The organism is Streptomyces sp. CO7, from assembly GCF_053474865.1.
Map to the genome: position 1 here is coordinate 728,840 of NZ_JBRIOU010000002.1, position 7,582 is coordinate 736,421.

6 protein-coding genes are annotated in these 7,582 nt (G+C 74.9%); 3 read left to right on the plus strand and 3 right to left on the minus strand.

Annotation, left to right across the window (positions count from 1 at the left end; all coding sequences use genetic code 11):
* A partial coding sequence (locus ACOV8S_RS05295; protein ID WP_448316355.1) for a sulfite oxidase occupies nt 1-1,085 on the plus strand: 1,085 nt, incomplete at its 5' end.
* Between the two features lie 79 nt (nt 1,086-1,164).
* Nucleotides 1,165-2,280, plus strand: coding sequence for an LLM class flavin-dependent oxidoreductase (locus tag ACOV8S_RS05300; protein ID WP_448316356.1), 1,116 nt, complete (start codon nt 1,165-1,167; stop codon nt 2,278-2,280).
* 22 nt (nt 2,281-2,302) lie between these two features.
* On the opposite strand, the gene ACOV8S_RS05305 is transcribed toward ACOV8S_RS05300, so the two are convergent.
* On the minus strand, nt 2,303-2,704 hold the full coding sequence (locus ACOV8S_RS05305; RefSeq protein ID WP_448316357.1) for a MerR family transcriptional regulator: 402 nt from the start codon (nt 2,702-2,704) through the stop codon (nt 2,303-2,305).
* 67 nt (nt 2,705-2,771) lie between these two features.
* Between ACOV8S_RS05305 and ACOV8S_RS05310 the strand changes: the two genes are divergently transcribed.
* Nucleotides 2,772-4,022, plus strand: a complete 1,251-nt coding sequence (locus ACOV8S_RS05310; RefSeq protein ID WP_448316358.1) for an MFS transporter — start codon at nt 2,772-2,774, stop codon at nt 4,020-4,022.
* Here the strand turns inward: ACOV8S_RS05310 and ACOV8S_RS05315 are convergent.
* The gene (locus ACOV8S_RS05315; RefSeq protein WP_448316359.1) at nt 3,994-6,765 is read right to left on the minus strand and encodes a fumarate reductase/succinate dehydrogenase flavoprotein subunit; all 2,772 of its coding nucleotides are present in this window, start codon (nt 6,763-6,765) and stop codon (nt 3,994-3,996) included. The two genes, ACOV8S_RS05310 and ACOV8S_RS05315, sit on opposite strands and share 29 nt — an antisense overlap.
* Nucleotides 6,766-6,776: 11 nt before the next feature.
* Nucleotides 6,777-7,565 carry an ABC transporter ATP-binding protein gene (locus ACOV8S_RS05320; RefSeq protein ID WP_448316360.1) on the minus strand — a complete coding sequence of 263 codons (789 nt, stop codon included), beginning with the start codon at nt 7,563-7,565 and terminating at the stop codon, nt 6,777-6,779.
* Nucleotides 7,566-7,582: the final 17 nt, after the last annotated feature.

Consider the following 7,582-nt stretch of genomic DNA (forward strand, 5'->3'; position numbering starts at 1 on the left):
TCGTGAAGCCGCTGCCCGCGGAGGCGTTCGTCCGGCACGGGACCAACGCCGAGACCCGCTGGGAGGCCCTGCGCGGAACCGGTCTCCACACGCCCAACGAGCTGTTCTTCGTCCGCAACCACACCGCCACCCCGCTGATCGACGCCGACGGATGGCGGCTGCGGCTGTGGGGCGACGGACTGCGCGGGACTCCCGGCCAGGACCGCCCCGTCGAGTTCGGCTACGACGACCTGCGCGCCCTGCCCCAGGTCAGCAGGGTCGCCTTCGTGGAGTGCGCCGGAAACGGGCGCAGCCACTACGCGACCCAGCAGGGTCAGACGGTGAGCGGCACCCCGTGGGGCCTCGGTGCGATCGGGGTCGCCCGCTGGCGCGGCGTACGCCTGGGCGATGTGCTGCGCCGCGCCGGGCTGTCGTCGTACGCCGTGGACGTCCAGCCCCGCGGACTGGACGCCGAGTACGTCAGCGGCGGCGAGAACCTCGGCCGGGTGCGCCGCCCCCTGCCGCTGGCCAAGGCCCTGGACGACGTGATCCTCGCCCACGAGATGAACGGCGAGCCGCTGCCGCCCGACCACGGGCACCCCGTACGGGTGCTCGTCCCGTCCTGGGTGGGCATCGCCTCGATCAAGTGGGTCGGCGACATCGAGGTGTCCGCCGAGCCGCTGTTCTCCCCCTGGAACACCACGTTCTACCGCCTGTTCGGCTCCGCGTACGGCGACGCCGGAAGCCCTCCGATCGGCGTCCAGGCCGTCAAGAGCGCCTTCGAACTGGCCTCGGGCGCGAGCTTCCCGGCAGGCCGGGGTCAGGTGCTGCACGGCCGCTCGTGGTCCGGCGCCGGAGGCGTCGCCCGCGTGGAGGTCAGCACCGACGGCGGGGCGCACTGGCGGACCGCCACGCTGCACGACCCGCCCCGCACGGGTGCCTGGTCGCGCTGGTCGCTGCCCTGGCGCCCCACCACGCCCGGCACCGCCCACCTGCTGGCCCGTGCCACCGACACCGCGGGCCGCACCCAGCCGGAGACCACGCCGCACAACACCCAGGGCTACCTGTTCGACGCGGTGGTACGCCACCGGGTCACCGTGGTCTGACCGCGGGCCCGGCGGGCTGCGAGCCGCGTCCCGGACGCCCTTGACCTTCACACCGATGTGAGGCCTGTGGAATCGCGTCATGACGAACCGAACAGCATTTCGTGTGGGCATCGCACTGGACGGCGTGGGCTGGCACCCGGCGGCGTGGTCGCACGCGCCGGGGGCGGATCCCGCCGTGCTCTTCACCGCGGACCACTGGACCGAGTGGGGCCGGGCGGCGGCAGCCGGAGGCGTCGACTTCCTCACGCTCGAGGACGGCCTGGGCCTGTGGACCGACCGCTTCGGCACCGCACCCGACGACACCGGCCGCCGGGTGCGCGGGCGGCTGGACCCGGTGGTGGTCGCCACGCTCCTGCTGGCGACCACCGGCATCCCGGAGGTCGTCGTCACCCGGAACGTGACGCACGTCCCGCCGTTCCAGGTGGCCGCGCAGCTGGCGTCCCTGGCGGCGGTCGGTCCCGGCCGGGTGGTGTGGCGTCCGCAGGTCTCGGCGGACGCCCGCGACGCCGCCGTGGTCGGAGGCGCCCCCACACCCGCCCTCGAGCCGGAGGACGTGTACGTGCCGACCAGGATCGCGCGGCGGCTGCGCGATCTCTTCCGGGACGCCGAGGACCACGTGCGCGCCGTGCGCCGCCTGTGGGAGACCTTCCCGGCCACGGCACTGGGCGGCGAGGACGGCGCCTTCTGGCGGCCGGGACACATCCGGCCGGTGCCGTGTACGGGCGAGCCGCGGTACCCGGCCGCCGGACCGCTGACGGTGCCGGTCTCGACACCGCCGGCGGTCGCCGTGCTGGCCCACCACGCGCTGGAGCCCTACCGGCTCGCCGCCGCCGTGGCCGACCGGGTGTTCCTCACGCCCACCACGGAGAACCCGCTGTCCGGACTGATCGCCGCGTTCCGTCAGGTCGAGGCGCTCACCCCGGACAGCGCGGAGACCCAGGTGTACGCGGACGTCGCGGTCGTGCTCGGGGACAGCGAGGACCACGCCCAGGACCGCCTCGGGCGGCTGGACGCAGCCGCCGGCGAGCCCTGGACGACGGACACCGGTGTCTTCACGGGAACCGCGAAGCGGCTCGCCGCCGAGCTGGCGGACCGGCGCGACGGCCTCGGCCTCTCCGGCGTCCGTCTGCGCCCCGCCGTCCTCGCCGACGACGCCGGACGCGTCATCCGTGAACTCGTCCCGCTGACGCGGTGATCCGGCCGCGGCTGAGGAGGGCTCAGGCCGGGGCCGCCGCTTCGGGGGACGCGGCCGGCCGGGCCCGGTGCTTCTCGACCTCGGCCAGGTACTCGCTCATCGCGTCACGGTTGCGGACCAGCACCTCGATCCGCTCGCTGAGCCTGTCCCGCTCGCCGGCCAGCAGGGCCAGCATCTCGGGCGTGGCGTCCGGGAAGTGGATCGACCGGGGCTTGTCCAGGCAGGGCAGGATCTGCTTGATGATCCGGGTCGGCAGCCCGGCCGCCAGGAGCCCGCGGATCTGCTTCACCCGGTCCACGTACCGCTCGTCGTACTCCCGGTACCCGTTCGCCCCCCGGTCCGGGACGATCAGCCCCTGCTCCTCGTAGTAGCGCAGCAGCCTGCGTGAGGCCCCCGTCAACCGCGACAGTTCACCGATGCGCACCCCGTCAGCCTAGCCACGCACGACCCGCTTGACCATCACACCGATGTGAGGGTTTCAGGATGCGTGCATGACCACCACGACACCGTCCCGGGTCCGACGCACCGCCCTGCCGTGGCCGGCGCTGCTCGCGCTGGGCACCGCGGTCTTCATCACCAGCCTGACCGAGACCCTGCCCGCCGGAGTCCTTCCGGAGATGTCCGCCGATCTCGCGGTGAGTGCCGGCGCGGCAGGGCAGGCCGTCACCGTGTACGCGGCCGGCACCGCCCTGACGGCCGTCCCGCTGGCGGCCGCCACCGCCTCCCTCCCGCGCAAGCCCTTGCTGCTCGGCGCCATGACCGCCTTCCTGGTCGCCAACACCCTCACCGCCCTCGCGCCGGGCTACGCCGTGCTCCTGGCCGCCCGGTTCCTCGCCGGGGTCGCCGCCGGTCTCGCCTGGGCGATCCTCGCGGGCCACGCGCGGAGCATCGCCCCCGCCGGGCTGGAAGGGCGGGCCATCGCCGTCACCATGACCGGGATCCCGCTGGCGCTGTCCCTGGGCGTTCCCGCCGGCACCCTGATCGGCCGTCACGCGGGATGGCAGGCGGCGTTCGCGGCGGTCTCGGTGGCCGCCCTCGCCGTCATCGGCTGGATCGTCCGGTCCGTCCCCGCGGCCCACCGGCCGAAGGCCACGGACGAGGCGAAGGCGACCGTCCTGCGGACCCTGCGGGTCCCCGGCGTCGCCGCGGTCATGACGGTGGTGGTCACCTTCGTGCTCGGCCACACGGTCGTGTACGCCTACATCGCGTCCTACCTCCGGCAGGCCGGCCTCGGCCGGTCCACCGGCACGATCCTGCTGCTGTTCGGCGCCGCCTGCCTGGCGGGCATCTGGTTCGTCGGGCGTCATGTCGATGGGGGCCTGCGGGCGTTGGCGTGGAGCGGGGCAGCCCTGTTCACCCTCGCCACCGCGGCCTTCGCGCTCACCACCGCGCCGTGGGCGGTCGGGGCGGCCGCCGTCGTCTGGGGCCTGGGCTGGGGAGGCGTGCCCACCCTGCTGCAGACCGCCGCCGGCCGGGCCGGCCTGCGGCACGGCCGGGCCGCCGCCGACACCGCGCAGGCCGTCCTCGTCACGCTGTGGAACGTCGCGATGATGCTCGGCGGGATCGTGGGCGGCCTCCTGCTCGAGGGCTTCGGCGCGACCTCGGTGGCCGTGGCGGCGTCGCTCCTCGGAGCGGTGAGCCTGCTCGTCGTCGCCCTCGCCCGCCGCCACGCCTTCCCCGCGCGCCCCACCGCGCCGCCGGTGCCGGGCCGCGTCACAACGCCCGAGCCGCGTACGCCCTGACGTCCGCGTCCGCGTCCGTCGTCGCGGAGGACAGGGCGGCCCGGGCGTCCACGACGGCGCGGTGCCGGGTCAACGCGGTGACGGCCGACCTGCGGACGTCGGCGTTGGGGTCGGCCAGGGCCGCGGCGAGAGCGGGTACGGCGATGCCCGGATCCGCGGCCGCCAGGGCGGCCGCGGCGCCGGCCCGCACCTGCCAGGCCGGGTCGGACAGGGCCGCCGCCGAGCGTTCGGCCAACGGCGCGGGGCAGCCGGTCGTCGCCAGTGCCTCGTGGGCGGCCGCACGCACCAAGGCGTCGGTATCGCCGGTGAGGCCGGCGAGGGCCTCGAGCACAGTGGCCACGTCGTCGGACCGTACCGCCGCCACGGAGGCCAGGGCCTTGGCGAAGGCGACGCGGACCTCGCGGGAGGGGTCGGCGGCCGCGGCGCGGGCCAGTTCTCCGACCGCGTCGACCGACACCAGCGCGCGGACCGCGGCGAGGCGGACGGCGATGTCGTGATCCGCCAGCGGGCCCGCGAACAGCTCGGCGTCGCCCAGCCGCAGGAAGCGCAGGGTGTTCAGGGCGGCCGCCCTGGACACCGGGTCGGACGCGCGCAGGGCGGCGGTGAGGCGGTCGCGCAGGGCCGGTTCGGGCTCCAGCGTCTCGACCAGCTCGAGCAGGGAGGCGGCCGCGGCGGCCCGGACGTCGGCGTCGGCGTCGGTGAGCGCGGAGGCCAGAGCGGGCCCGGTGCCCGGCGGCACGGTCTCCGTGAGGACGGTGACGGCCGTCCGGCGTACGGCGGGCTCCGGGTCGGCCAGGTAGGGGGTGAGGTCGCCGAGCCCGGGACCCGCCTCCGCCAGGGAGAGCAGCGCGAGAAGGCGGGGTGTGCCCGCCGCCTTCTCGCCGGGGACGCCGGCACCACCCGAACCGCTCTGCGGGACAGCCGCGTTCACGACCGGCTCCTGCCCCGCCGCCACCGGCGCGACCTCCCGGGCCCCCGCCGTCGCCACCTCTTCCGGACGGACCTCGCCGAGGTGGCGGGAGGGCCCGCCCACCGGTGCGAAACCGTCGACCGGCACCAGGTAGGGGGCCACCGGACGCGCCGTGAACTCCATCGCCCCGCCGGGGGACTTTCGCAGATCCAGGTGGTGGAACCAGGACGCGTCGTCCCTGTGCGGGTGGTCGAGACGGTCGTGGTAGAGACCCCACCGGGACTCCGTGCGGGCCAGGGAGGCCCGCGCGGCCATCTCCGCGCAGTCGCGGATGAAGGTGACCTCCGCACAGCGCATCAGCTCATGGGCGGTGCGGGCGCCCATCGAGGCGATGTCGGCGCGCATCCTCTCGAACGCCTCCAGAGCCAGCGACAGCCGGGCGCCCGACTTCGGGGGAGCGACGTAGTCGTTCACGAAGCGACGCAGCTTGTACTCCACCTGGGCCTGCGGCGGGCCGTCCGGGTGGCGCAGCGGACGGTAGATCAGCTCGTGGGCCGCCCGTACCTGGTCGGCGGGCAACTCGCCCTCGTAGGGGACGTACCGCGAGGCGTCCGCGCCCGCCAGGTCGCCGAAGACGAACGCGCCGATCATGTAGTTGTGCGGGACACAGGCCAGGTCCCCGGCGGCGTACAGCCGGGGAACCGTGGTGCGGCCGTGATCGTCGACCCGCACCCCCGATGCGGAATGTCCCCCGCACAGGCCGATCTCGGAGATGTGCATCTCGACGTCATGGGTGCGGTAGTCGTGGCCGCGGCCCGCGTGGAAGGCGCCGCGGGTCGGGCGCTCCGTCGTGTGCAGGATCGACTCCAGGGCCGAGACCGACTCCTCGGGGAGGTGACTGAGCTTCAGGTACACCGGTCCCCTGTCACCGGCCACCTCCGCCGCGAACTCGGCCATCATCTGTCCCGACCAGTAGTCGGAGTCGACGAAGCGCTCGCCGTGCCGGTTCACCTGATAACCCCCGAACGGGTTGGCGACGTAGGCGCAGGCGGGCCCGTTGTAGTCCTTGATCAGCGGGTTGATCTGGAAGCACTCGATGCCGGTGAGTTCGGCGCCCGCGTGGTAGGCCATCGCGTAGCCGTCGCCCGCGTTGGTCGGGTTCTCGTAGGTGCCGTACAGGTAGCCGGAGGCCGGAAGACCGAGGCGGCCGCAGGCTCCGGTCGCCAGGATCACCGCGCCCGCGCGGACGGTGACGAAGGCGCCGGTGCGCGTGTGGAAGCCGGCCACCCCCACGGCGCGGCCGTGCGCCGTCAGCACCCGCACCGGCATCACCCGGTTCTCGATGCGGATCCGTTCCCGCATCTCGCGCCGCCGCAGCTGCCGGTACAGGACCTTCTTGACGTCCTTGCCCTCCGGCATCGGCAGCACGTACGACCCCGACCGGTGCACCTGCCGCACCGCGTACTCACCGTGCTCGTCCTTCTCGAACTTCACCCCGTACGACTCCAGGCGCCGCACCATCGCGAAGCCGAGCGTCGCGGTCTGCCGGACGGTGGACTGGTCGACGATGCCGTCGTTGGCGCGGGTGATCTCCGCGACGTAGTCGTCGGGTTCGGCCCGGCCGGGGATCACCGCGTTGTTCACGCCGTCCATCCCCATGGCCAGGGCGCCCGAGTGACGGACGTGCGCCTTCTCCAGCAGCAGGACGTCCGCGCCCTTCTCGGCGGCGGTCAGGGCGGCCATCGTGCCGGCGGTGCCGCCCCCGACCACGAGGACGTCACAGGTCAGTTCCTCGGCGTCCGCGAGGTCGGGGATCTCGAGGGAAGTGTCCACCAGGGTGCCTTTCAGGAGCGGAGTGCGGTGAGCAGGTCCCGGCGCAGGGCGGCGCGGGCCGGGTCGTCGTGGGCGGCGCGCTCCCGCGGGCGCGGTACGTCGCGCAGGGCGGCGAGCCGGCCGGAGCCGAGGAGGGCCACGCGGTCGCCCAGGAAGAGCGCCTCGTCGACGTCGTGGGTCACGAAGACCACGGTCGCGCCGGTGCCGTGCAGCACCTCCAGCAGCAGGTCCTGCATGCCGGCGCGGGTCTGCGCGTCCAGCGCGCCGAACGGTTCGTCCATCAGGACGGCGCGTGGCCGGCCCGCCAGGGCGCGGGCCAGCTGGGCCCGCTGCCGTTGCCCCCCGGAGACCTGGTGCGGCAGCCGGTGCGCATGGCCCGCGAGGCCGACCCGCTCCAGCCACGCCTCGGCCTGTTCCCTGCGCCGGGCGCGCGGCACGCCCTGGATGGCCAGCGGCAGCTCCACGTTGGCGCGCAGGGTGCGCCAGGGCAGCAGGGCGTCCTCCTGGAAGACGAGCGCCCGGTCCGCCCCGGGCCCGGTCACCGGCCGGCCGTCCTGCTCCACCACCCCGGCCTGCGCCGGCAGCAGCCCGGCCACGGTGCGCAGCAGCGTCGACTTTCCGCAGCCGGAGGCTCCGACGACGGTGAGGATCTCGCCGGGGGCGACGTCCAGGCCGACGCCCGTCACGGCCGGGGCGCCCGGCCGGCCCAGCGTGGCGTCGCGAAGGGTGAGACGGGTCCCGGACGGCGCCCCGGAGGCGGACCGGGTCCTGGCCGGCCGGGTGTCAGACGAGGTGCTCACGACGTGCCTCCTCGGGC